Here is a 25,651-nt window from a genome sequence, read left to right on the forward strand (position 1 = left end):
TGATCCTCCATAAATATATAATAGTTTATCCACTTTATAATGAAATATGCAGCTTCGTAAGATCCGCCTTGGCACGTATGAGATTCTGCATCTCTTTTATATCATTTGTCTTTGCCAGTTTATCTTCTATACTGCTTAATCTTATCTTTTTCACAACATCTGTCACCGCATTGTTGATTTCTTCCTGCGTCATGTCAATTCCGATATTCGTCTGAAGCATCTCTGCCACCAGACGTTGTTCCTCTATCGACTCAAATGTTGTTACGATACTTGCCGGTTCCACCTTCCCGTTTTCCCGATATTGTGAAAACAGCTTGTCTGCCACCACACGGTAAACGCCATCTTCAAAACTGGTTTCATCAATGATACCGTCCAGCTTCTGAAATAAGCCCGGTTCATTGACCATCCATGTCAAAAGCAGCTTCATCGGCTTATTCTTTGCCGGATCGGCAGCTCTGCTTTCATGCTCTGCCCGTCGTTCTTCCCGTTCTACGATCTCCAAACGCGGAACACCTGCAATTCCATATTTGTGTACCAGATCTGTAAGACCTGTCTTATCAATATGGTATAGATTCGATACTGCTTCGATATAATTATTACGTTCCAGCACTTCTTCTATCTGTGCCAGTCGTTTTGCTGTCTCATTGTGGAAGGAGGTTCGCTCCTCCGGATCATTCAGATTATACTGTTCAGACAACATCCGCACCTCAAACATGATCGCACTCTCTGCCTTCTGTATCCGTTCCTCAAACGCTTCACTTCCAAGTGTCTGAATAAATTCATCCGGATCTTTATGCGGTCGCATATTGATGACTCTCGCAGATATTCCTACCTCTCGCATAATCGAAATAACCTTTAGCGTGGCTGCAACACCCGCACCATCACTGTCATATGCCAGATATACTTCATTCGTATATCGTTTCAATATATTCGCATGTCCAAAGGTAAATGCTGTTCCCAGCGACGCTACCGCATTATCAAATCCTGCCTGATGCATGGATATGACATCCATGTAGCCCTCGCAGCAGATAAACCCTTTTCGTCGGCTTCTCCTGGCAATATTCATTGCAAACAGATTCCGACTCTTATCAAATACAACTGTATCACTGGTGTTGATATACTTTGGCTTTCCATCACCCATAACTCGTCCGCCAAAGCCGATCACCTTGCCATTAATATCCAGAATCGGTATCATCGCACGATTCCAGAATTTATCCGATCCGCCATTTTTCTCATCGATCACTACCAGACCGGAATCCTTTAACTCAGAATCGGAATACCCTTTACCTTTCAGATATCGATACAAGTCATCCCGGTAAACATCGGCATACCCAAGTCCAAATCGATCGATCGTTTCATCCGAAAGTCCTCTGCCTTTAAAATATTCATAGGCTTTCTTTCCATGTTCAGTATGCCTCATAATATAGTGAAAATACGCTGCCGCTGTCTTATTCATATCCCGTAGCAGTATTTTATATTTTTCTCTTGATGCATCCTGTCCTGACTGACTGCTTTCAGGCAGTGTCATTCCTGCCTTATCAGCCAGATACTGTACTGCTTCCGGGAACGACATATTCTCATATTCCATGATAAATGTAAATACATTTCCCCCGGCACCACATCCAAAACAGTGATACAGCTGCTTGTCCCGATCCACCTTAAAAGACGGTGTCTTTTCATGATGAAATGGGCAACAGGCTTCAAATGTCCTTCCTTTTTTTCTGAGGCTGACATATCCCGATATCACATTCACGATATCATTTCTGGATATCACCTCATCTATGACCTCATCTGAATAGTACAACGACTACCCTTCCTTTCCAATTAAATAATTTTCCATCTATCTGTTCGTTATCCTAATATAAAACGTAATCATATACAGATTACAGGGATTAACTCTGTCACCACACCATTCGCTCTCGTTGTAAACATATATATTGCAAACTTGACAATGATGTTATCTCAAATACCCTTCCACGCACCCGGAACATAGATCTTCTTAAATGTTTCGATCGCATAATTATCCGTCATACCTGCTATATAATCACAGATTACGGTCGTAAGATCCTCCCCCATATAGAGCATTTCTATGCTTTCATTATTCAGCCTCGATTGATCTTCTCTGTAATAATCAAATAATATCTCTAGTAACTTTTCTGCTTTTACTTCTTCTCTTTTTGCCACAGGATTCGTATACAGATATTCAAACATATATCTGCGAAGCGCTGATAACGCCTCACCGATCTCTTCTGACATCCGAACTGTATCCGTTTCATAACTGGTATCAATCACATCATGGATCAGACAGTCCAATCGATCTCTGGTATTGTTGCCAAGTACCTTAACGATACTAACCGGGAGATCGGATTCTTTCATAATTCCACCTCGAATTGCATCATCCATATCATGATTTACATATGCAATCTTATCTGCCAACCGGACGATTTTTCCTTCCAATGTTGCCGGCGTACAGGATGTCTTATGATTCAACATTCCATCTCTGACTTCCCATGTCAGATTCAACCCTGCTCCCCTTTTCTCCAGTTTTTCCACCACACGCACACTCTGTTCATTATGCTGAAACGACCTGCCGGAACATCTGGACAATGCCCGTTCTCCTGCATGTCCAAATGGTGTATGCCCCAGATCATGACCAAGTGCGATTGCTTCTGTCAGATCCTCATTCAGACGAAGCGATCTTGCGATCGTTCTTGCAATCTGCGCCACCTCAAGGGTATGTGTAAGTCTCGTTCTGTAATGATCATCTCCCGGTGACAGGAATACTTGTGTCTTATGCTTCAGGCGACGGAACGCCTTACAGTGAATGATCCTATCTCTGTCCCTCTGATAGACCGTCCGAAGATCACACTGTTCTTCCTTCTTGTCCCTGCCTCTGCTCTGATCACTGAATGATGCATATGGGCTCAGGATCTCATGTTCTTGTCGCTCCTGTTTTTCACGAATCAGCATATTTTACCATCCTCCATGGTCAATATAACGAATATAGCAAAAAAGTCCGTACAATTTTATTATTCTACAGACTTTTTCATTTTCCTTTATTTTATTATTAAAGAAACTATTTTGTTTTTCTTTTATTTTCCCTCTTCATCCACTGATTCCGATTCATCCGGTTCAGCTTCCTTCGCTGCTTCTTCCGCAGCTTTTCTCTCCTTCTCTGCAGTATCAATGATTCTTTGTTCATTCAACCGGAATATCTTTCGTATCGTATGCGTTGTTCCCCACGCAATTGCCCCAAACAAAAGTAACAGCCACATATACCAGATACTCACAAACACAACCGGATATTTCACACAGATAAATATCGGAACAAACCATGCGATAACGACCTTTACCCATGACCACAGGTAGGTTATTGAAAGTACCATTGCATTTCTTACCGTGATACTCAACGCATTATTATACCTTGCAATTAACGGAAATAAAAACGGTACAACAAGTGCAACTAATACTGCCTCAATTATAAGCACAAATGTATAAAATGTTGAAATAAACCCTGTCACCCGCTTGATCATAATATATTCAGCCAACATTACAGCAACTGCAACGAGCAACAGTAAAAACGCAATCGTAGATTGTTTGAAACTACGCTTAAACTCATGAATGAAACCAGAAACAACAGTTTCCTCTTCATCTTCCTGAAGTCGGATGCACATTGCATACAATGCAGTAAATGATGCACCAATCGTAAAAATCGGAATACATCCTATTACAAAACAAATATTCAGTGCAAACATTGTTCCAAATGCATCCATTGCGCGTCTCAAAAACGGTTCTTTATCCCTTCCGCTATTCTTGTTGTCTTGATTGTTTGTCATTTCATTCATCAAATTTTCCTCATAAACAAAAATATAGAGAACCTGCTACAGCAGCTTCTCCTCACTTATTCAGTATATATAATGTGGGTATCGATCGCCCATGGCTTCCGATACCTACATTATATTTTATAAAAGACCTCTTTACTCCTTTACACCACCAAGTGCTACACCTGCGATAATGTACTTAGAAAGGAAGAAGTACATAACCAGAATTGGAAGTACTGTAGTGAAAAGTCCACAGTAAATCTGACCCCAGTCTCTTGACTTATCATTTGCCTTTAACGCTGAAACGTACATAGGCATTGTCTGCTTCTGTCTCTCTGTTGCAAGAATAATTGAAGGTGTATACAGGTTATTCCATGATGCAACGAATCCGAAGATCGCCTGTGTTGCCATAGCCGGTTTCAACAGCGGAAGTACAATCGTATTGAATGTATGAATTTCTCCCGATCCATCGATTCTGGCTGCTTCAACGATCTCAACTGAAAGACCTGTTTCCATGTACTGCTTCATGAAATAAACAGTAGTAGGAGCAGCGATTGCCGGAATAATCAGTGATAAGAATGATCCGTATAAGTGTGTTAAGTTACAAATCTTAATGAAACCAACGATTGATACCTGCTGAGGAATCATCATGATCGCATATATAAAGCCCCATGCAAACTTCTTTAACTTGAAGTTATATACTGTAACTGCATAAGCTGTTAATGATCCGAAATAGATCTGCAATGCTGTAGCCGGAACAGTAACCAGTAAAGAGTTTAACATAGCCTGAAGTACGTTAACACCACTTGTTTTTTCACTACCTGCTAACAAACCTTTGAAGTTTGTAATAAATTCTCCACCCGGTATTAATTTAATACCTGTAACAATTTCTGTTGACTTTAAAGTAGAGTTAATGATCAAAATATAAAATGGCAATATTGACAGGAAACAAAGCAAGATACAAACGACGTATCTGACAATCTTGCCTCCTGATACTTTTGATTCTGTCTGATCCACTTTGTTCACCTACCTTCCATCCTTTGATGATTTTTCTGCTGTTAATCTGTAGAACAGTAAGCTGATAATCAGTGTGAATGCAAAAAGCATAACTGAATATGCAGCGGCTTTACCATAATCCTGTGTACCTCCGGCACTTACATACTTCTTAATCAGCATTACGACTGTTGTTGTTGAATTAACGGATGATCCACTGCCTGTTACAACTACAGGACCGCCCTCATTGAACAACTGAGGAATATCGTACATCTGTAAACCACCGATAGCTGATGTTACAAGTGTATACTGTAAGATCGGCTTTAACAATGGAAGTGTAATCTTGAAGAACTGCTGTTTAGATGAAGCACCATCTACGCTTGCAGCCTCATACAGGGATGGGTTAATACCTAAGATACCTGCACAAAGAACGATCATTGTATTACCATACCACATCCAGAACTGAATGAAAGCAATGATGATCAATGATGCCCAGCCATGATTTAAGATACCACCCTTATCACACCAGCCAAGGTCTTTGAAAATAGTCGTGATAGGACCATTAACCTCGAACAGACCGTAGAATAATACGGCGATTGTAGCTGCTGTAATAATGTTAGGCATATACATGATAACCTTGTAAATACCACTTCCCTTTAACTTGATCTTGATGTCTGTAAACCATGCAGCAAGAAGTAAAGCCAATAAAATCTGTGGAATGAAGTTTAAGATCCACAGAACAACTGTTACCATTAATGACTGCCAGAACTCGCTACCAGTCTTTGCAAATACATAGTTTGTAAAGTTTCCAAGACCAACTGTCTCAGTTACATATCTACCATTTTTAGCGGAATAGATTAATGAATTATAAAAAGTATAAAGAAGAGGATACAGCTGAAAAACTAAGAATACAAGAAAGAATGGAATGAGAAACAGTAATCCATATTTTCCATATTCAACTGTCTTATTCTTTTTCATTGTGTAAGAGCACCCCCTAAAAATTAATTGTTTATAGTACACACGCACCAGCAACTTTCATTACTGATGCGTGCAAATTGTGTTACTTAATCAGTTTTTAGGGATTATTCAGCTGAAATACCTAATTCTGATGCACACTTATCCTGGATATACTTAACAGCTTCATCAACTGATTTGTATGTTCCTGAATTGTATGCTGTAGAAGCTTCATCAATAAATGCCTTGATTGAAGCATCCTGGTATGTTAAGTTGCTGAGGTTAATACCTTCTGCTGATGCTGCCCATACTTCGATAGGATTCTGACCACCAAGGAATTTAGCTGCTGCATTGTCAGCGCTAAGTTCGCCAGCGATAAGTCTAGCATTAGCTTCTTTGTTGTTTACACAGTCACCTGTCTTGTTTGTGATTTCAACACCTACGTCTGGATCACATGTTAATTCGTAAAGAAGGAATGCAGCTAACTCAGGGTTATTTGTATCCTTACCTACACATACATATGTACCGCCCCAGTGATAAGATGTAGGGCCTGTAACAGCTCCCCAGTTACCATCTGTAGCACCATTACCCTGCATTGAACCAATGAACCAAGGACATCCGAAGTAGCAGAATACCTTAGAATCATCCTTCATATCTGCTGCCCATGAATTATCCCACATAGATGTGTTGTTTGAATATTCACCATCGTAAATCTTCTTAGCTGTCTCAAGATACTCTGTAACTGACTTGTCAAGTGTAAGAGTTTCCTTTGAACCATCATCTGTTACCCAAGGCTGTGACTGAGTATCCCAGATAGCATACTTAACATCAGGAGCACCAGACACGATCTTGTATCCAGCAGCCTTTAATGTCTCAGCTGTCTCGAAGAACTTATCCCATGAAGCAAGTGCTTCCTGAACCTTTGCAGGATCATCTGTTCCAAGAACTTCCTTAGCGATGTCTCTTCTGTAGTATACAGAACCTGCTGTTGCCTGCCATGTTACACACTTAAGCTCGCCGTTTGTTGTACCATACTGCTTAGCGAAGTCGTATGAGTTAGCAAGCATCTCATCTGTGAAACCTAAGTCATACAGATTAGCCGTCTTTGAATCATCCTCTGACCAGTACTTAGCTACATCGTTATCAGCTGGGATAAGTGTAGGATACTTGTCTCCGCTTGTAAGAGCTGTATCAATAGCTGTCTTGTAGTCATCTGATGTTCCACCAAGACCAAGTGTTACGAACTCAACGTAATCCTTGTACTCTGGGAACTTGTCAAGAACGATGTTCAGCTTCTTTGAGAAATCTTCATCCCATGAATAAGCGTAGATCTTCTTGCTGTCATCCCATCCATCTGTGCTAGGAGCTTCAATCTTAGCTGCTCCTGAAGCGTCCTCTGATGATGCTTCTTCTGATGATGCATCCTCTGATGATGCTGCCTCTGATGTTGCTTCTGATGATTTTGGCTCTGTTGTTGAATCATCCTTGTCACCACATGCAACAAGTGATAATCCCATAGCAAGTGCTAATGAAAGAGCCAATGCTTTTTTGATTTTTCTCACAAAAAAACCCTCCTTTTAAAATATGTGTGCTATTCCTTTCATTCATACTTCTGCGGATTGACATCTGCATCTGTATTATTTACTGGAATGCCTGCCACTTTTATACATGATCTGATTAACTTATCATTTACACAATATGTCAAACATGATTATGTATGTGGCTTTCTTAAGATATTATTGACAAATTTCCTTGTCAACATAGGCTTATTATAGGACATATTATCTAATTTGGCAAGTCCTTTTTTATTCTTTTTTATCTTTTTTGTACATTTTTAAATTTTCGTTAAAAAAAATTTACCAATTTGCGACATGGGGTATTTATACTATTTCTACAATTTTAGCTCAATTGACATACAATTTAAACTTTTTCTTTTCCTTTGTCTCATTTTTCACATTGTTGCATTTCTCTTTCTATATAACTCTGTCTGTACACAATAGTCAATGCGTATTTGTTAAAATGTATACGTTTTTACCACAACACACATCGCCAATTCTGTTTTTATCAGGTACTCATCTTTATGATCTGCTAAATACATATTCTTTATATTTCATTTCTTATATTTTCATTCTTTTTTCATACTCTTTACCATACCTGCTCCTTTTTATCCATTTCCATCTGTGTTATACTTATCATTATTATATAAGAAGAAAAGGAAACAATATGGGCAACAGTAAAAAGAAAAAGAAGAAAAGCAACAATGTCGCCGCAAATTCTCAGGCGCAGGTAAAAAAACAGACTGCTGTACAAACAGCAAAACCGGCTAAGGCACAAAATATCGAAACCAAACAGGAAACTGTCAATACTCAGACTGCCGTCGAAAAGAAGGAACCGGCAAAAGCACAGAATATTGAAAACAAACAGGATCAGCCGCACGAGTTCAAAGATCCCCGCAAGGTTCCACCAAAGGAAGATCTTAAGATTGAGGACAAACTGGAATTTGCAACGATGTCCCGTAAAGAGCGCCGGGCAGCAAAAAGAAAACGATTAAAGGAAACTACCGAAGGAATGACCTTTGTGCAAAAGTTACAATACTTTTTATATGCATATAAGATGGAGATCCTGTTGCCGCTGATCGTGATCATCGCAATCAGTCTGATCGTAGTTGCATTCTTCCGTGGCAACAAACCGATTGCACTCTCCTATGCAGTTGTAAACTGCGAAGATCTGGAAGCACTTGATTCCTCTGTCATAGAAACTGATTATTGGAACTACTATGGTTTTGATGACAATTATCAGTTTCAGAAGGTTCTGGATCTGAAGTATGATCCAAGCACCAGCACCAATGAAGTATCCAAAGATGCCGAAAGCGGAAACTACATTGCATTTCCTACTCTATGTGATGAAAACTACTACGATATTATCATTACAAATAAACGCGGGTTGGAATACCTAAGTGAAAGTTCGATCATTCATACACTGGGTGAAGCCTTACCTTCCGATCTGTATGATATTTTCACTGCTGATTATAATGATCAGATCACAACTTCTCCTGCTTACACAGGAAAGAGTGCTCCATACGCGATCAACATCAGTGATACCGACTTTGCAAAGAAGTTGAATCCGGGCTACGATGATGTCTACATCTGTTTCCCCGGCGTATCCGAAGACAACCAGAAGCGTGTCAAGCAGATCTGTAACTTCATCTTCGATCTCGGATTGGAGCTATAAATAATACCTATATAGAAGGAGATCACACAGGGCTGTCTCCAGAGCGATCCGTTATATGAATATACCCACTATAAATGACTTGCTGCGGTTTCTGCTCGCAACACATGCCTGATTCGTAAATACTTCTGTGCTAACTCGCCTTCGGCTCAGACAAGCACCCGTATTTACTGGCAATGTGTTGCTTGCGACGAAATCCTCGCAAACGTCATATTATAGTGGATATATTCATACAACGGATTCACTCCGGAGGCAGCCCTGTGTGATCTTCTTCTATTCAGCTATATTCTGTTTTGTTTCTTTTCTATTATAGTAAAACATTCCGAGGACTAAGACTACTGCCATCACGATGGTTGCCACAATGCTGCCCTCCATGCCGAATTTACCGCCCGTCAGGAATATATTTCCCGGTTTGATCTCAGAGGAAAGAACAGCACTTCCTACATTGGTTCCGCTGACAGAGATTCCATAGAAGGTTCCCTGCACAAAATTCCACATACTATGGTAGCCTGCCGCACCCCAGATATCATTTGTTTTTATCACATAGAGTGACAGGAATATTCCGATCAACATCAGATTGAAGAAAGCAAGAACTGTAAGTCCGGGATTTAGCATATGGCAGAATGCAAATGCCAGTGAATTCACAAGAACAGCTTTTACTGCCGAGCTTCGTTTCATCAGACTTATCATAAAATATCCGCGGAATGCAATCTCCTCACTGAAGCCCTGTACCAGAAATCCGATAAAATATAAAAGCACGATCAGCAGATTGCAGTTCTGATTCCATCCCTTAATATCTACAAATCCAAGAGCAACACCTGCAAGTACGCAAAGAGAAAAGGATATCGCACCAACAAGCAAGCCCTGTACATAATGCTTTGCTCCATCTTTCTTAATAATTCCCATGGAATAATAGGAGCGCTTTTCTATCTTATTACAATAGACCAGAACAGAAATGATCAGGATCAGTGTACAGAATAATGTAAGTATATACATTCCGTCTGTCATATTGGTTGCCAATTCCATCATATCTGAAAATGATGAATCGTCATTTAAAAACAGCCGCTGCAGTTGGTCGAACATTTCCACATCCGACAGAAACAGATACATTTCATATATCGCAGGGATCAAACCTGCAATAAAGCTTCCGATCAGGAATACCAGAATAAACCGCCATATTTCCTTGCCAAACGAATAAATCTTTCCTTCTTCGCCTGCCCGTTTTGCAATCTCAGGCTTTTCTAATCTCATCTTCATATGAAACACCCCTGTCTGCCATCTTTACTTCTATTCTTAATCTTCTCCATCAACATCCATGTTCATGATCTGACGTTTTCTTGCAAGCTCATCATTTGCCAGATATTCATCATATGTTGTCTGCTTATCGATCAGACCTGTATTGGTAAGCTCGATAATACGATTTGCTGTTGTCTGTACGAACTGATGATCCTGTGATGAGAACAGAATAACACCCGGGAACTTGATCAGTCCATTATTCAATGCTGTAATAGATTCCATATCCAGATGGTTTGTAGGCTCATCTAAGATCAGGCAGTTTGGAGCCATGATCATTAGCTTGGATAACATACAACGAACCTTTTCTCCACCGGACAGAACCTTTACCTTCTTAACACCATCGTCGCCGGCAAATAACATTCTTCCAAGGAAGCCTCGTACATAAGTTGCATCCTTTTCTTCCGAATACTGTGTCAGCCAGTCTACGATGATCAGGTCATTATCGAATTCCTTTGTGTTGTCCTTCGGAAAATAACCCTGTGAAGTTGTAACGCCCCACTTGAAGCTTCCTTCATCCGGCTTTTCTTCTCCCGCAAGGATCTTGAACAGCATTGTTGTTGCCTTTGTATTTGGTCCGACAAATGCAATCTTGTCATCATGTCCTACTGTAAACGATACATCATCTAACAGTTTCTCGCCTTCTACTGTCTTTGAAATATGAGATACGGTCAATACTTCATTTCCGATCTCTCTCTTTGGGCGGAAATCAATATATGGGTATTTACGGCTGGATGGCTTGATATCATCCAGTTCGATCTTTTCCAGTGCTCTCTTTCTGGAGGTTGCCTGTTTGGACTTGGAAGCATTTGCCGAGAATCTCTGAATGAATTCCTGTAATTCCTTGATCTTCTCTTCCTTCTTCTTATTTGCTTCTTTCATCTGCTTGATCATCAACTGACTGGACTCATACCAGAAATCATAGTTACCGGCATATAACTGGATCTTTGCATAATCGATATCGGCGATCTGAGTACATACCTTATTCAAGAAATAACGGTCATGGGATACCACGATAACGGTATTCTCAAAGTTGATCAGGAATTCCTCCAACCATGCGATCGCATCCATATCCAGATGGTTCGTAGGCTCATCGAGAAGAAGAACGTCAGGATTGCCAAATAACGCCTGCGCAAGCAGTGCCTTAACCTTCAGTCCACCATCCAAATCTTTCATCATCATATAATGATATTCTGTATCCACACCAAGGCCATTTAGCAAAGTCTCCGCATCGGATTCTGCTTCCCATCCGTTCATATCAGCAAATTCGCCCTCAAGTTCGGAAGCACGGATACCATCTTCATCTGTAAAATCTTCTTTTGCATAGATCGCATCTTTTTCTTTCATGATCTCATACAGGCGCTTGTTTCCCATGATAACAGTATCGAGTACTGTGTATTCATCGAACTTGTAGTGATCCTGCTGTAATACAGACAGACGCTCCCCCTCATCCATTGTGACATCACCCTTTGATGGTTCGATCTCTCCTGAAAGGATCTTCAAAAAGGTTGATTTACCGGCTCCGTTTGCTCCGATCAGTCCGTAGCAGTTACCCGGTACAAATTTAATATTTACATCTTCAAATAAAGCTTTCTTTCCAAATCTTAATGTTACGTTATTTGCACTTATCATCGATACACATACCTTTCCATTTTTCTAATCTAAAAGTATATCAACTAGTTGAATATGTGTCAATTATGAAAAGAACGTATGCACCTGAAAAAAGCCGGAAAAGGCTAATTTGGCAAGTCTTTTCCGGCTGACCGGTCAGGGGTGAACCCTTCTGTTTTGTTTTCCTGTTATTTCAGATTCTTTACAATCGGATCATAAAGATCTAATTTGCAATGTTTGTCCTTACTGAAATGGGAACAGTTTAAGCAGCTCTTTTCACCATCCGCTTTGTTGGTCATGCTGTTGCAATGGCATGTCTTTTCATAAGCACTGCAACGTTCTGCTACCTCATGATAGGTTTCTGTTGAACTTCTCATCGTTCTTACCTCCTTGACATTTGTCAGTCTTTATCGCAGATTTCATAGATCCGGTCATGCAACAACAACATCAGGCAATGGTATCTGCATAACTGTCTATTATCATCTACATGCATTAGTATCTGCATCTTCTCCTTCATTTATTCCGAACACTACCGGATAGTCTAATGTTTATATAAAACCACCATTTCTTAGTCGTTCTGTTCTTGACAAGCTTTTCTCTATTCTGTACAATCAAAAGCAAAAATATTTTTAGGAGATGATTTTTTTGCACCCCAGTACAATTATCCAGTTAATTACAATTATTCTATTAATCCTGTTATCGGCATTCTTTTCTTCTGCCGAAACAGCTCTTACAACTGTCAATAAATTCACCCTGCGTTCAATGGCTGATAGCGGGAACAAACGTGCTGCCCGAGTTCTTAAACTGATCTCTAACAGCGACAAACTGATCAGCACAATATTAATAGGTAATAACATCGTGAATATTTCAGCTTCCGCTCTTGCAACAACACTTACCACTAATTTATTCGGAAGCAAGGCAGTCGGAATCGCAACCGGAATCCTCACCCTTTTGATCCTGTTATTTGGTGAGATCACACCGAAAACGCTTGCCCAAAATAACAGTGTTAAAATGTCAATACTTTATGTGGACGTCGTACAGTTTCTGGTATATATCTTTACCCCATTTGTATTCATCATAAACAAGATCTCTCATGTTATTTTCTGGATCTTACATATGGATACAAACGAAAGTGCCAAATCCATTACCGAAGATGAACTGATCACCATGGTAAACGTCAGTGAGGAAGAAGGTGTCATCGAGAACAAGGAAAAGGAAATGATCACAAACGTAGTGGACTTCGGAGATTCCCGTGTTCGTGATATTATGATTCCCCGTACCGATGTGACCATGGTTCCTGTTACCGCTACTTATGATGAACTGCTGAAGCAGTATATGGAGGTTCCTTACACCAGACTTCCTGTTTATAAGGATTCTCGTGATAATGTCATCGGCATCCTGCATGTAAAAGATCTGTTCTTTTATAAAGCAACCCATGACATCAACAATTTTGACGTAACAAACATCGTCCGCGAACCATTCTATGTTTATGAATTTCAAAAAACAAATGATCTTTTGGCAAACATGAAATCCAGTTCAAATTCCATCGGTATCGTGCTGGATGAATATGGCGTCTGTGTTGGTCTGATCTCTATGGAGGACTTGATCGAAGAAATAATCGGTGATATCAAGGATGAATACGATGATGCAGAGCATAATAATATTGTGAAAATAGATGATACACATTACAGCATTGATGGCGGAATCAAATTAGACGACCTGAACGATGCGCTGGATCTGGATATCGAATCTGAAGATTATGATTCTATCGGTGGTTATATCATTCAGTTATTAGATCACCTTCCATCCGTTGGAGATACAGCATCTGATGGTGTGATATCCTGCAAGGTAACAAAATTAGATAAAAATCGTGTTTCACGAGTTCTGCTCGAAATTCTACCAAAGCCGAATACTGATATTGATAGCAACAACGAATAATCCAATCTGTTCTTAAAAACTGCCATCTAAAAAGAGCATCATAACATAGACACACATACGTCTGTTCAGTTTGAGTTTTTAATTTTAAAAATTCTGTCAAAATGCTTGTGTTGTGATTTTTATTCCTATATAATAGAATACTAAGGTTATAAAGTCCTGTATTTCATATCGTTTACATGAAAGCAGGACTTTCCTATAGAATTCATACAGATTTGGTTATGTTTGGGAGAGATTCTAATGAATAAAAATATTACTCGCAGAAAAAAATTATTACAGATTGCAACTTCTCTGAGTTACATCGATCCGGATGATATACCTGAGATCGATCTGTATATGGATCAGTTAACAACCTTTATGGAGGATAAGCTGAACGCTAATAAACGAAGTGACGATGACAAGACCATGACAAAGACCATGATCAATAATTATACGAAAAACAACCTTCTCCCGCCACCCGACAAGAAGCGTTACTCCAAGGATCATCTGATCATGCTGTTGTATATTTACTACCTCAAGAACTTTGTAAGTATCACTGATATTCAGACACTTCTTGCCCCGATGAATAACAACGACTGCTATAACGGTGAATCACCGGTCAACATCGAAGAGGTCTACCGCAAATTATTCAATTACGAGATCGATAACTATAATGACATAATCAAAAGCATCTTATCCACCTATGATAAGGCATCCGATATGTATGATCCGGAAACAGACGCTTATCTTCACGATATGTGTATGGTCTCTATGTTGTCCGTTGATGTCTATGTTAAGAAGAAGTGCATCGAGCACCTGATTGATGACATGCATTCCGTTCAGGAACAGACATTAAAGAAAAATGAACAAAAAATAAAAAACACAGAGAAAGCAAAAGCTGCAGAGAAAGCCGCCACAGCCGGAAAGACAAAAGCAAACGATACATCTGTCAGCTTCAAGTCAACTAATAAAAAGATAAAATAAAACTTTCAGATTGTACTATAAAGAAATACAGCAAGCCACGCTTGCTGTATTTCTTTATAACTAAAATGAATGAAAAAAGGCTCTGTTGCATCTGTCCAAGTGTCTTTGCAGGATCCCAGTAATTGTTACCAACACGCTGTGGTGTAGCATATGCTGCCTGTGCTGCAAGTGCTGCGATAGCCGGATCTGCCTGTACTACATCTGAATTTGATGCTTCGATGTTAGATGGTCCAAGGCCTCTTGCTTCATATCTTGCTATCTGTGAATCATAGCATGTTTATACATTTTGATCAGTTTTTTAACCTATTTTTATGTGCTATATTACAAATACATCTATCTATTCAAACAGATAGTTGCGTGTTTTTAATAGTTTTTTCCAAAATATGGTGCAACAGTTTGCGCAAGTAGCAAATAAGTCTCTCTTTCTGAGAAATACTTAACTAATATAAGCCCGGCTACCTGTCTGATTATATAAAAAGCAATAACATTCATGCAGTTTCGTAATGAGATGCACTCTAACCGTCAGCGCCAAGCCCATGTCTGAACCCGCAGGGTGAGTTTGGGCGACTGCTGATAAATAGGTGAGTGTATCGAATAGAAACGAAATGAGTCATGCGTTTATATAATCAGACAGGAAGCCGGACTTATATCATTCTAACCCAACACAAAAGAGAGCCTTATCATCAGCTTAATAAGGCTCTCTTTAAAGGAGGGGGGTATTTATGTTCACGTTAAAACCTCAAGGTTTCAACGGTTTGCATACATTCTATATGCCTGATCTATTGCGTAGATCCTTTCAGTGTCACTTCATATCCTAATAAAATCCGGTCTGCGATATCTTCACCTTCGATCATCCGAAATAGTGTCTCTCCGGCTGTTTTACCAAGTTCTTTTGGGTCATACTGTAATGATGTGATCGCTGGGCGGTTATTTTCAAACAGGGCGCTGTTATAAAAAGAAGCAACCTTAATCTATTTCGGAACAGATATGTCTTCTTTTCTAAGCTTGTCCAGCACCCAGTTACAGATACCATCATCCATGCAGACAATACAGTCGACCATGTGGCGCATACTGTCTTCTACTGCCATCTCGACATTTGATCTGTCAACGCAATCCATATATACTTTCATATCTTCTATCATAAGTCCGGCACCGGTAATACCTTGTTCAAAGCCTTCTCGCCTTGTCCGGTTGACTACATGATTGCTGTCCCCACCAATCAATGCAAATTTCTTCATTCCCTTCATAATGAGAATGGAGGTTAATTCCCGGCAGGCTGCGATATGATCGTTATCGATCTGCGCAACATTCGGTTCTTCCGTGCTTCCAATCGCTACAAATGGAAGATCCGTCTGTTTTAAATATTTGATTCTATCATCCCGGATCAGTGTCCGTCCAAGAATCAATCCATCAATCTTATGATTTTCAACTGCTCTCTGTAGTTGTGACATATCATCCATTGTATTCACTTGTTCTCTCTTAGTGTAGCGCAATGTTTTGCGCAACTCTTGTATTTAAACAAGCAACTTTTGCGCAATTTATCAATCATTTTTTAAATTTTATTTTTCTGTGTATTCCATACAGGATTCCCTGACGATGAGATTACATGGGATCTCAGCCTTTAACGGAGTACGGATACTAAGGTTTGATGCAGCGTAGATCAGGTTTGCTCCATGCTGTCCCATATCATATGCCGGAGCATTTACCGTTGTAAGTGCAGGAACTGTATACTCACTAAGCTCTGTATTATTAAAGCCAACAAGTGAAATATCCTCCGGCACTTCCATATCCGCTTCCTTGAATGCCTTTAATGCTCCTACCGCAAGTGCATCACTGGCTGCAAAGATTGCACTTGGACGTTCGTCAGATCCTGCTATCACTTTTCCCATCTCATAACCGGAGAATGTATTGAAGTTTCCCTCATACAGATATTTCTCGTATGGAAGATCCTTTTCTTTCATATATGCAATGTATTCTTCCAGTCTTGGATCAACCAGAAGCTCATGATTTCCCACATACTCTTTACCACCCATAAATCCAATCTTGCGATGTCCCAGATGGTACAGATAATCAAGCACATCCCTTACTGCCTGTTTAAAGTCCATCGTTAGGGAAGTAATATTATAATGCTCCACCTTCATATCCAGAAATACAATATTACTGCATATCTCTATAAATGATTTTACTTCCTCCTGCGCAAACTTACCCAGGCAGATAATTCCATCACAACCACGCAGCATGTCCAGATAGTTGCTGTCATTCCGAAATACCCGAACCAGTTCAATCGACTGGCTGATACAGAAATCCTCGATTCCCTTTCTTGCGGACAGATAATAGCTATCTTTCATCTCATCTTCTGCAGAGAACCAAAGCACAAGCCCAAGCTGGAATGATTTCTTTAATCTGGCTGACTTTTTCTTTGTATAATGCAATTCTTTCGCTGCCCGAAGGACTCTTTCCTTTGTCTCCGGTAAAACATTTAATGTCGGATCATCGTTCAAAATTCTTGAAACTGTAGCCGGTGACACATTTGCCCATCTCGCAATATCCTTGATTGTCGTCATAATATACCTCTTTACTCCATATTTATTGGATAAATTTACTATATTTTTACCAACCTAGTGTAACAGATTTTTTTTTATTTTTCAATTACTTTTTCAGTAAATCTTTACTAAAGTATTGTTGACATTTTACTAAACATATGTTATCCTGTCACTATAAAGAACAAACAGACTTAGAAAAACAGACACATCTGTACAAGTAAACACACATTTACGCACCGTACAGATATAAGCACATCAATTATCATGTATGATCAGGAGGATAAACATATGAAACATGCATCTGAACTAATAAAAGACTTTGAATCAGAACAGTACAATGAATTATTAACCGATATCTATGTCGATGAGCATCTGCTCGCTTATCAGAATGGCAGATATATCGCCGCTCTTCAGGAATTCATCAAAGATTTCGGAGACACAGAGGTATCTATCTTCTCCGCTCCGGGCAGAAGTGAAGTAGGTGGAAATCATACTGATCATCAGCACGGTCAGGTACTTGCCGCATCTATCAATCTGGATGCGATTGCCATCGTTGCAAAGACTTCCGATGATAAGATCCAGGTTATCTCAGACGGATATGATCTCATTACAATCGACACATCCGACCTCTCTCTTGTAGAAAGTGAAAAAGAAACAACAATGGCTCTGATCAAGGGTGTTGCTGCCGGATTAAAGGAACGCGGACACGCTGTTGGCGGCTTCAAAGCATATATCACCAGTGATGTACTGATCGGTGCCGGTCTTTCATCTTCTGCAGCATTCGAAACAATCATCGGAACCATCCTGTCGGGACTTTATAATAATGGTTCCGTATCTGCAATCGAGATTGCGATCATCGGCCAGTATGCAGAAAATGTATACTTCGGAAAGCCTTGCGGTCTGATGGATCAGATGGCATCTTCCGTCGGAAATCTTGTACATATCGACTTTGCAGATCCGGCCGATCCTATTGTTGAAAAGATCGACTTTGATATGGCAAAGAGCGGTTACAGTCTCTGTATCACTGATACAAAGGGCTCCCATGTAGATCTGACTGCTGACTATGCTGCAGTTCCTGCCGAGATGTGTGCCGTTGCGGAGATGCTTGGCAAACCGGTATTAAACGAATTAAGTGAACAGGATATCATCGACCACATGACTGATATCCGCACCAAACTCGGCGACCGTTACCTGCTTCGTGCCCTTCACTATTTTGAAGAAGTAAAACGGGTAGAAATTCAGGCTGCTTCCCTGAAAAAAGGTGATATGCCGGCATTTCTCGCGGCTGTTAAAGCATCCGGCGATTCTTCTTTCAAATATTTGCAGAACGTATATACAAATAAAGACATTCAGGCTCAGAATGTATCTGTTGCTCTGGCTGTCAGTGATATCACACTTGGAAGCCACGGAGTAAGCCGTGTTCACGGCGGTGGTTTTGCCGGAACCATTCAGGCATTTGTAGAAAATGACACTGTTGAAACTTATCGTCAGGCTATGGATCATGTATTTGGCGAAGGCTCCTGTCATGTACTGAAGATCCGCAAATACGGCGGTATGCAGGTACTGTAAAACAGACGACATGATATAATGAACGCAAAATTACTTGCTTGCAAGGGGCTGATTTTGCGGAATGCATTGAGTGAGCTAAGCTCACGATATAATGAACGCAAAATCACTTGCTTGCAAGAGGGCTGATTTTGCGGAATGCATAGAATGTGCGAAGCACATGATATAATGAACGCAAAATTATTTGCTCGCAAGGATGCTGATTTTGCGGAATGCATTGAGTGAGCTATGCTCACGATATAATAACAAATTTTATGGGAGGTTACGATTATGATAGAAACATATATCAAAGAATTAGTTACTTATGGTTTAAATAAAGGACTCGTAGATCCCGCAGACGAAATATATGTTACAAACCGTCTGTTAGAGTTATTCGACATTCAGGAATACACCGAACCGGCCGAGATCCCATCCCGTCCGCTCGTTGATATCCTAAACGATATGTTAGATTATGCATACCGGCATAAACTGATGGAGGATGACACGATCACAAACCGTGATCTTTTCGATACAAAGATCATGGGTATGCTCACTCCTGCTCCATCCGTTGTACGGAAAATATTTGCTGATAAATATGCTGTATCCCCAAAGAAAGCAACGGATTATTATTATGCTTTCAGCAAGGCTACAAACTATATTCGTGAAGACCGTATCGCAAAGGATGAAAAATGGGTTACGGAAACGGAATACGGTCCGATCGATATTACGATCAATCTGTCCAAGCCGGAGAAGGATCCAAGAGATATCGCAAAAGCCGGAAAGGCAAAGAAATCCGGTTATCCAGCCTGTCTGCTCTGCCGTGAAAACGAAGGCTATGCCGGACATTTCTCACATCCTGCAAGGCAGAATCACAGAATCATGCCTATCACCTTAGATGGACAGGCATATTTTTTACAGTACTCCCCTTATGTATACTATAACGAGCACTGTATCATCTTTAATGCTAACCATACTCCAATGAAGATCGACCATGCCGCATTCGTGAAGCTGCTTGATTTTGTCCGACTGTTTCCTCACTATACAGCCGGATCCAATGCCGATCTTCCGATCGTTGGCGGTTCCATTTTAAGCCATGACCATTTTCAGGGTGGCGGCTATACATTTGCAATGGCAAAGGCTCCATATGAATCAAACTTTACCTTACCTGGTTACGAAGACCTGACAGCCGGTATCGTCAAATGGCCTATGTCTGTTATCCGTCTTCAGGGTTCCGATCCTGCACGTATCGCAGATGCAGCAGATCACATCCTGACAGCATGGAGAAATTATACGGACGAAGCTGCTTATATCTACGCTTACACAGATGATACTCCACATAACACAATTACTCCTATCGCAAGAATGCATGGAGATCTGTTTGAACTGGATCTGGTACTTCGTAACAATATCACAACCGAAGAATGTCCGATGGGACTCTACCATCCACATAGCCAGTATCATCATATTAAAAAAGAAAACATCGGTCTGATCGAGGTTATGGGTCTGGCTGTTCTTCCTGCAAGATTAAAAGGCGAAATGGCAGAGCTTGAGGATGCAATATTAAACCACAAGGACATCCGCGCAAATGAAACCATCGAAAAACATGCAGATTGGGTAGATGAATGGATCGGAGCTTATGACATTACTCAGGAAAATATCCATGGAATCATCCAGAACGAGATCGGCAAGGTATTCTCAAAAGTTCTGGAATGCTCCGGTGTATACAAAAATACCACAGAAGGCAGAGAAGCATTCATGCGCTTTATAAATACCCTTTAAATCCTGCTCCGCTTCCTAATACCAAATATATATGGGATTTTCTTCCCGCATGGTCGGGCAGACCAATGTCTGTCCGATCAATTTTATGTCTGCGCAGGCACTACGGCAAACAGGAGTACTGTGTAAATGACTCGTTTCGATTTCTATAAACTGCATATATCTGATTCGCAAATATTCCTGTGCTAACTCGCCTGACGGCTCAAACAAGCACCCATATTTGCTGATATATGCAATTTATTACGAAATCTTCGCTTGATGTCATTTGGCACAGTACTCCTGTTTGCCGTAGTGCCTGCGCAGACATAGGTTGGTCGTAGGACAAACAAAATCCTCCGGGAACGGATCGTCTTGATCCATTCCCGGAGGATTTCCTGTTTTATATGTTGTTATTCCGAATCTTTCTTCTCTTTATCCAGATTCATTCTGCTGAATACAAGTTCATAACCATCTTTACCATAATTAAGAGATCTGTTTACTCTGCTGATCGTTGCTGTCGATGCGCCGGTCTTCTCGGCAACTTCCAGATAAGTATTATCCTCTTTTAACATCTTCGCAACCGCAAATCTCTGGGCTATGGACAACAATTCATTTACCGTACAAACATCTTCAAAGAAATTAAAACATTCCTCCTCTGTCTCCAATGTCAGTATTGCTTCAAACAGATCACGGACTGCTTCTGTATGCACTGTCTTTCCCATAACTCATACTCCTTTGCCACTCTTATGCTGTGAAAATCCGGATCATCCTCAGACTTTCATGCACTTTTACAATCTAAAGTATTAATATGATAACTCAATTTCTTATAATTTGCAATCTTTTTTGATCCAGACCGCAAGTCCCTGACGGTTTACATAGAATTCGCCACAGCCTTCTTCATCGATACGGATATCATACTTTGCATTTCCCATTACATCTGCGAAATGGCAGCCTGCGAACTGTCTGCCGACATACATACGCTTTGTTCCGCCGGTCCCATCTGACATAATAACTGCCAGACCGGAATTCTCATGCTCTGCATCTCCTTCTCTGGTGAAGCCGACAACATCCGGATGATCAAAGTAGTCATGCTGTGTTCCGTATGCATATTTCTTACGAAGCTTTAACAGCTTGTTCATAACCGTCTTTCTGGACTTGATCTTAGCCGCAGGAATGCCTTCATAATCACCCATGAACATACAAGGATATCCCTGTTCTCTTAATAAGATAATCGCATATGCCAGTGGTTTAAACCACTCTGCTACAGCAGATTCCAGCACACCGCCCGGCTGTGATTCATGATTCTCTACAAATGTAACTGCCTTTGCAGGATTGCTCATCATCATGGAACCATCCAGTAACCGGCTCAGATCATATTCTCCTTCTGCAACTGATGCATCATGGAAACTGAAATGCAGCGGCACATCAAACATAGATGGCTGATTGTCCGCAGACGCAATGTAATCATTGATATAGTCACATCTCCAGTGCCAGAAGTCTCCTACCGTAAAGATCTCTTTTTCTTCTTCTCCGGCATTCGAAGCAGCTTCTGCAAAGTCTCTGATGAACCATCCCGGAACCTTCTCTGCTTCCTGAAAACGGAATCCGTCCACTCCGGTCACATCCTCATACCACTTTGCCCATGTCATTAATTCATCATATACTTCCTGATTATACAGATCAAGTTCACTGCCAATGATGTAATCATACTTGCTGAGTTTATATTTCTTCTCCGCTTCTTCCTCTGTCATACCTGACAGCTCGCAGACACGTTTCTTAAAATCATCCTGTTGCCAGTCAATTCCGGCAAAATGATTCCAATTCCATTTGAACTTAGAATACTTACTTCTTCTGCCCGCGAAGGTGAACTTCGACAAGGCTCCTACTATCTTTTTATTACCGATCATCTGTGGAATATCCTTGGCATTAAAATCCGCTGCCGTAACCTTCTCCACAGAATCTGCACCTAACTTCTGTCTGACTGCAATATCTGCATATACATTGATTCCCTGTGCCTTCATCGCGTCAATTGCTTCCAGATATTCTTTCTTTGTACCATATCTGGTTCCAACCGACCCTTTCTGGTTAAATTCCCCCAGATCATACAGATCATATGGCGCATAACCCATATCTTCTTTTCCCGCTGCCCCTTTAGTTGCAGGCGGAAACCATACTGCTGTTGCACCGATTTTCTTCAATGTCACTGCATCTTTTGCTGCTTTTGCCCATAATGTCTGATCAGCAGGTGTATTTGCATTAAAATACTGCACTAACAGCCCATTATCTTTCATCTTGCTACCTCCACAATTATATAGTTAATTGCACCCCGCTATTATAACGCTTTAATTCTCTCGATCGCTTCTACTGTATTCTCATATGTACCAAATGCTGTCAGTCTGAAATACCCTTCACCGCTCGGTCCAAAGCCTGATCCCGGTGTACCTACGACATTTGCATTTGCAAGCAGATAATCAAAGAACTCCCATGAAGTCATCTTATCCGGTGTCTTTAACCAGATATATGGTGCATTCACGCCACCGGATACAGAATAGCCTGCTGCCTTTAATCCATCATAGATCACCTTGGCATTATTCATATAATATGCGATCTGTGCCTTTGTCTGTGCCTTACCTTCTTCTGAATATACAGCTTCTCCTGCTGCCTGAACAATATATGGAGCACCATTGAACTTGGTTCCATGTCTTCTTGCCCATAAACCATGAAGTGCAACACCATTTGCATCCTTCAGATCCTTTGGCACAACTGTAAATCCAAGACGAGTTCCGGTAAATCCTGCATTCTTCGAAAAGCTTCGAAGCTCGATCGCACAGGTTCTTGCACCTTCACACTCGTAGATGGAATGTGGTACATCGTCTTCGCTGATATATGCTTCGTATGCTGCATCATAAATGATCACAGCTCCGATCTTATTTGCGTAGTCAACCCATTCCTGAAGCTGTGCTTTGCTGATGGTTGCTCCTGTCGGATTATTTGGGAAACACAGATAGATAATGTCCGGCTCCTCCTTCGGGAATTCCGGTGCAAATCCATTCTCCTCCAGACAAGGCATATAGATCACATCGCTCCAGAGTCCGGTCTCTTTATCATAAGTTCCGGTTCTGCCTGCCATTACATTTGAATCTACATAAACAGGATAAACAGGATCACATACAGCAATCTTGCTTTCCGGTGCAAAAATCTCCTGAATATTTGCAGAATCACTCTTTGCACCATCACTTACAAAGATCTCATCAGCAGAAATATCAACTCCATGGTCAATATAGTCATTCTTTACGATGGTATTTCTTAAGAATTCATATCCAAGATCCGGTGCATAACCCTTAAATGTCTCTGCTACCGCCATCTCATCTACAGCCGAATGAAGTCTCTCAATAATAGCAGGAGCAAGCGGCTGTGTTACATCTCCAATGCTCAAACGGATGATCTTCTTATCAGGATGTGCCGCACTGTACTCTCTCTGTTTCTTTGCTACTGTTGAAAATAAATAACTTCCCGGAAGCTTCAGATAATTCTCATTTGCCTTAAACATGTCATTTCCTCCTAAAATCTGTCAGTCTCGCCGTCAAAAACTACCCTGGCAGGACCTGTCATGTATACTTTATTGTTCTCTCTATCAAAGCGGATGATCAGATCGCCGCCTAATAATTTTACGGTTACCTCATCATCTGTCTTGCCATTTAATACACATGCAACGGCTGTTGCACATGCTCCGGTTCCGCATGCCAGTGTCTCTCCGGTTCCTCTCTCCCATACACGCATCTTTACAGTATGACGGTCGATCACCTGAACAAACTCCGCATTCACACGGTTCGGAAATACTTCATGATGCTCGAATAACGGACCAGCTTCCTCCAACGGGAAATGTTCTGTATCGTCTACGAACATAACTGCATGTGGATTTCCCATGGATACACAGGTCATATGATAATCCACACCTGCTACTGTGATCTTCTCATCAATCACCTGCTCTTTATCTGAACGCACAGGCACCTGATCTGCCTTGAGGATCGGTGCACCCATGTCAACTGTTACCATATCAACCTTGCCGTCCTTTATCACAAAATCCAGATATTTGATTCCGGCAAGTGTCTCTACAGATATCGACGTCTTATCGGTAAGTCCATAGTCATATACATACTTTCCTACACAACGGATACCATTTCCACACATCTCAGATCTGGAACCGTCTGCATTATACATATCCATTGTAAAATCTGCTTTATCGGATGGCTTAATCAGGATCACTCCATCACTTCCAACACCAAAATGCCGGTCACTCATGGCAATCGCCAGTTTCTCAGGATTTTCTACCTTCTCTGAAAAACAATTTATGTACACATAATCGTTTCCAAGACCTTCCATCTTTGTAAACTTCATATTCGTGCCTCCTTAAAACAGTGCTGTATGTTCCAGTATCATATATGCCATTTCAACAATATTGATACCATTATCCATGCTCTTTTTCTGCAGATACCGATGAGCGCCCTGCTCATCAAATCCATTATCATCCATTAATTTCAGTTTTGCAGCCTTAATTACCTTTTTTTCTTCTTCTGTACGTTCCTTTGGTTTTGTCTTGCGTTTCTTACGCTCCCACAGAATATTTTCAACCATCAGTGAAACAGTATTGATAAAATCCTGTGTACGAAGTGGCATCGGCAGGCATGTAATTCCACTTTCTCTACACGCCTCGTAATGCACACGAGATGCAATCACAAGCATATCAAAATAATCCGGTATATTTGCCGCCAGCTCCGAAAATAACATATCCGGATACTGGTATCCGCATATAATAAGACCATCATCACACGCATCTGCTGCCTGCGCCGCCTGTGCTCCGGTCGTACATACCTGAGTTACATTGATTCCATGTCGAACCAAAAGATTTTTTATGCTCTTTGCTTCTTCTATTTTTGCAAATAGTACAATTACATTTACCAAAACAGCAACCTCTCACCCGACCAGTTTCAGTTCCTTATATTTTCATGG

The 25,651-nt window shown here is 40.7% G+C and carries 23 protein-coding genes; 6 read left to right on the forward strand and 17 right to left on the reverse strand.

The genetic code is table 11. The annotated features are described in order from the left end of the window. Positions 1 to 34 precede the first annotated feature (34 nt). From dnaG to LK416_07525, 6 genes are all read right to left on the reverse strand, one after another. Entirely contained in the window at positions 35 to 1,804 is a 1,770-nt protein-coding gene (gene dnaG / locus LK416_07500) for a DNA primase (protein UEA73552.1), read from the reverse strand. A gap of 158 nt (positions 1,805 to 1,962) precedes the next feature. Further along, positions 1,963 to 2,970 (reverse strand): deoxyguanosinetriphosphate triphosphohydrolase, encoded by a 1,008-nt coding sequence (locus tag LK416_07505; GenBank protein ID UEA73553.1) that lies wholly within the window; start codon positions 2,968 to 2,970, stop codon positions 1,963 to 1,965. 122 nt (positions 2,971 to 3,092) lie between these two features. Next, on the reverse strand, positions 3,093 to 3,845 hold the full coding sequence (locus tag LK416_07510; GenBank protein ID UEA73554.1) for a YesL family protein: 753 nt from the start codon (positions 3,843 to 3,845) through the stop codon (positions 3,093 to 3,095). Between the two features lie 132 nt (positions 3,846 to 3,977). Then, on the reverse strand, positions 3,978 to 4,847 hold the full coding sequence (locus LK416_07515; protein UEA73555.1) for a carbohydrate ABC transporter permease: 870 nt from the start codon (positions 4,845 to 4,847) through the stop codon (positions 3,978 to 3,980). Continuing rightward, entirely contained in the window at positions 4,848 to 5,792 is a 945-nt protein-coding gene (locus LK416_07520; protein ID UEA73556.1) for a sugar ABC transporter permease, read from the reverse strand. It abuts the gene before it with no gap. Positions 5,793 to 5,896: 104 nt separating this feature from the next. Next, on the reverse strand, positions 5,897 to 7,330 hold the full coding sequence (locus LK416_07525; GenBank protein ID UEA73557.1) for an ABC transporter substrate-binding protein: 1,434 nt from the start codon (positions 7,328 to 7,330) through the stop codon (positions 5,897 to 5,899). Between the two features lie 661 nt (positions 7,331 to 7,991). Here LK416_07525 and LK416_07530 point away from each other — a divergent pair. After that, the gene (locus LK416_07530; GenBank protein UEA73558.1) at positions 7,992 to 8,999 is read left to right on the forward strand and encodes a hypothetical protein; all 1,008 of its coding nucleotides are present in this window, start codon (positions 7,992 to 7,994) and stop codon (positions 8,997 to 8,999) included. A gap of 270 nt (positions 9,000 to 9,269) precedes the next feature. Here the strand turns inward: LK416_07530 and LK416_07535 are convergent, their stop codons facing one another. From LK416_07535 to LK416_07545, 3 genes are all read right to left on the reverse strand, one after another. Continuing rightward, entirely contained in the window at positions 9,270 to 10,253 is a 984-nt protein-coding gene (locus LK416_07535) for a CPBP family intramembrane metalloprotease (GenBank protein UEA73559.1), read from the reverse strand. Positions 10,254 to 10,289: 36 nt separating this feature from the next. Next, a complete protein-coding gene (locus LK416_07540) occupies positions 10,290 to 11,921 on the reverse strand; it encodes an ATP-binding cassette domain-containing protein (protein UEA73560.1) in 1,632 nt (543 codons plus the stop codon). A 167-nt stretch (positions 11,922 to 12,088) separates the two neighbouring features. Next, on the reverse strand, positions 12,089 to 12,277 hold the full coding sequence (locus LK416_07545) for a hypothetical protein (GenBank protein ID UEA73561.1): 189 nt from the start codon (positions 12,275 to 12,277) through the stop codon (positions 12,089 to 12,091). Positions 12,278 to 12,536: 259 nt separating this feature from the next. Between LK416_07545 and LK416_07550 the strand changes: the two genes are divergently transcribed. From LK416_07550 to LK416_07560, 3 genes are all read left to right on the forward strand, one after another. Further along, the gene (locus LK416_07550) at positions 12,537 to 13,838 is read left to right on the forward strand and encodes a hemolysin family protein (GenBank protein UEA73562.1); all 1,302 of its coding nucleotides are present in this window, start codon (positions 12,537 to 12,539) and stop codon (positions 13,836 to 13,838) included. A 237-nt stretch (positions 13,839 to 14,075) separates the two neighbouring features. Continuing rightward, a complete protein-coding gene (locus LK416_07555; GenBank protein UEA73563.1) occupies positions 14,076 to 14,798 on the forward strand; it encodes a DUF1836 domain-containing protein in 723 nt (240 codons plus the stop codon). Positions 14,799 to 14,920: 122 nt separating this feature from the next. Beyond that, positions 14,921 to 15,070: a hypothetical protein gene (locus LK416_07560; protein UEA73564.1), complete on the forward strand. Its 150-nt coding sequence runs from the start codon at positions 14,921 to 14,923 to the stop codon at positions 15,068 to 15,070. A gap of 507 nt (positions 15,071 to 15,577) precedes the next feature. On the opposite strand, the gene LK416_07565 is transcribed toward LK416_07560, so the two are convergent. The 3 genes from LK416_07565 to LK416_07575 form a co-directional block, all read right to left on the reverse strand. After that, on the reverse strand, positions 15,578 to 15,769 hold the full coding sequence (locus LK416_07565; protein UEA75882.1) for a substrate-binding domain-containing protein: 192 nt from the start codon (positions 15,767 to 15,769) through the stop codon (positions 15,578 to 15,580). Continuing rightward, positions 15,770 to 16,258: a hypothetical protein gene (locus tag LK416_07570; GenBank protein ID UEA75883.1), complete on the reverse strand. Its 489-nt coding sequence runs from the start codon at positions 16,256 to 16,258 to the stop codon at positions 15,770 to 15,772. It abuts the gene before it with no gap. A gap of 99 nt (positions 16,259 to 16,357) precedes the next feature. Continuing rightward, positions 16,358 to 17,362, reverse strand: a complete 1,005-nt coding sequence (locus tag LK416_07575; GenBank protein ID UEA73565.1) for a LacI family DNA-binding transcriptional regulator — start codon at positions 17,360 to 17,362, stop codon at positions 16,358 to 16,360. A gap of 267 nt (positions 17,363 to 17,629) precedes the next feature. Between LK416_07575 and LK416_07580 the strand changes: the two genes are divergently transcribed. Both LK416_07580 and galT read left to right on the forward strand, forming a co-directional pair. Continuing rightward, positions 17,630 to 18,910, forward strand: coding sequence for a galactokinase (locus LK416_07580; protein ID UEA73566.1), 1,281 nt, complete (start codon positions 17,630 to 17,632; stop codon positions 18,908 to 18,910). 267 nt (positions 18,911 to 19,177) lie between these two features. Next, on the forward strand, positions 19,178 to 20,665 hold the full coding sequence (gene galT, locus LK416_07585; protein ID UEA73567.1) for a UDP-glucose--hexose-1-phosphate uridylyltransferase: 1,488 nt from the start codon (positions 19,178 to 19,180) through the stop codon (positions 20,663 to 20,665). A 386-nt stretch (positions 20,666 to 21,051) separates the two neighbouring features. On the opposite strand, the gene LK416_07590 is transcribed toward galT, so the two are convergent. The 5 genes from LK416_07590 to LK416_07610 form a co-directional block, all read right to left on the reverse strand. Then, positions 21,052 to 21,363, reverse strand: a complete 312-nt coding sequence (locus LK416_07590) for a YerC/YecD family TrpR-related protein (GenBank protein ID UEA73568.1) — start codon at positions 21,361 to 21,363, stop codon at positions 21,052 to 21,054. A gap of 102 nt (positions 21,364 to 21,465) precedes the next feature. Beyond that, positions 21,466 to 22,932, reverse strand: coding sequence for an alpha-amylase (locus LK416_07595; protein UEA73569.1), 1,467 nt, complete (start codon positions 22,930 to 22,932; stop codon positions 21,466 to 21,468). 41 nt (positions 22,933 to 22,973) lie between these two features. Then, a complete protein-coding gene (locus tag LK416_07600; GenBank protein ID UEA73570.1) occupies positions 22,974 to 24,191 on the reverse strand; it encodes an LL-diaminopimelate aminotransferase in 1,218 nt (405 codons plus the stop codon). Between the two features lie 11 nt (positions 24,192 to 24,202). Then, on the reverse strand, positions 24,203 to 25,039 hold the full coding sequence (gene dapF, locus LK416_07605) for a diaminopimelate epimerase (protein ID UEA73571.1): 837 nt from the start codon (positions 25,037 to 25,039) through the stop codon (positions 24,203 to 24,205). A 12-nt stretch (positions 25,040 to 25,051) separates the two neighbouring features. Beyond that, a complete protein-coding gene (locus tag LK416_07610) occupies positions 25,052 to 25,603 on the reverse strand; it encodes an ANTAR domain-containing protein (protein ID UEA73572.1) in 552 nt (183 codons plus the stop codon). Positions 25,604 to 25,651: the final 48 nt, after the last annotated feature.

The organism is Lachnospiraceae bacterium GAM79 (genome assembly GCA_020735665.1).
Classification (GTDB): Bacteria; Bacillota; Clostridia; order Lachnospirales; family Lachnospiraceae; genus Coprococcus.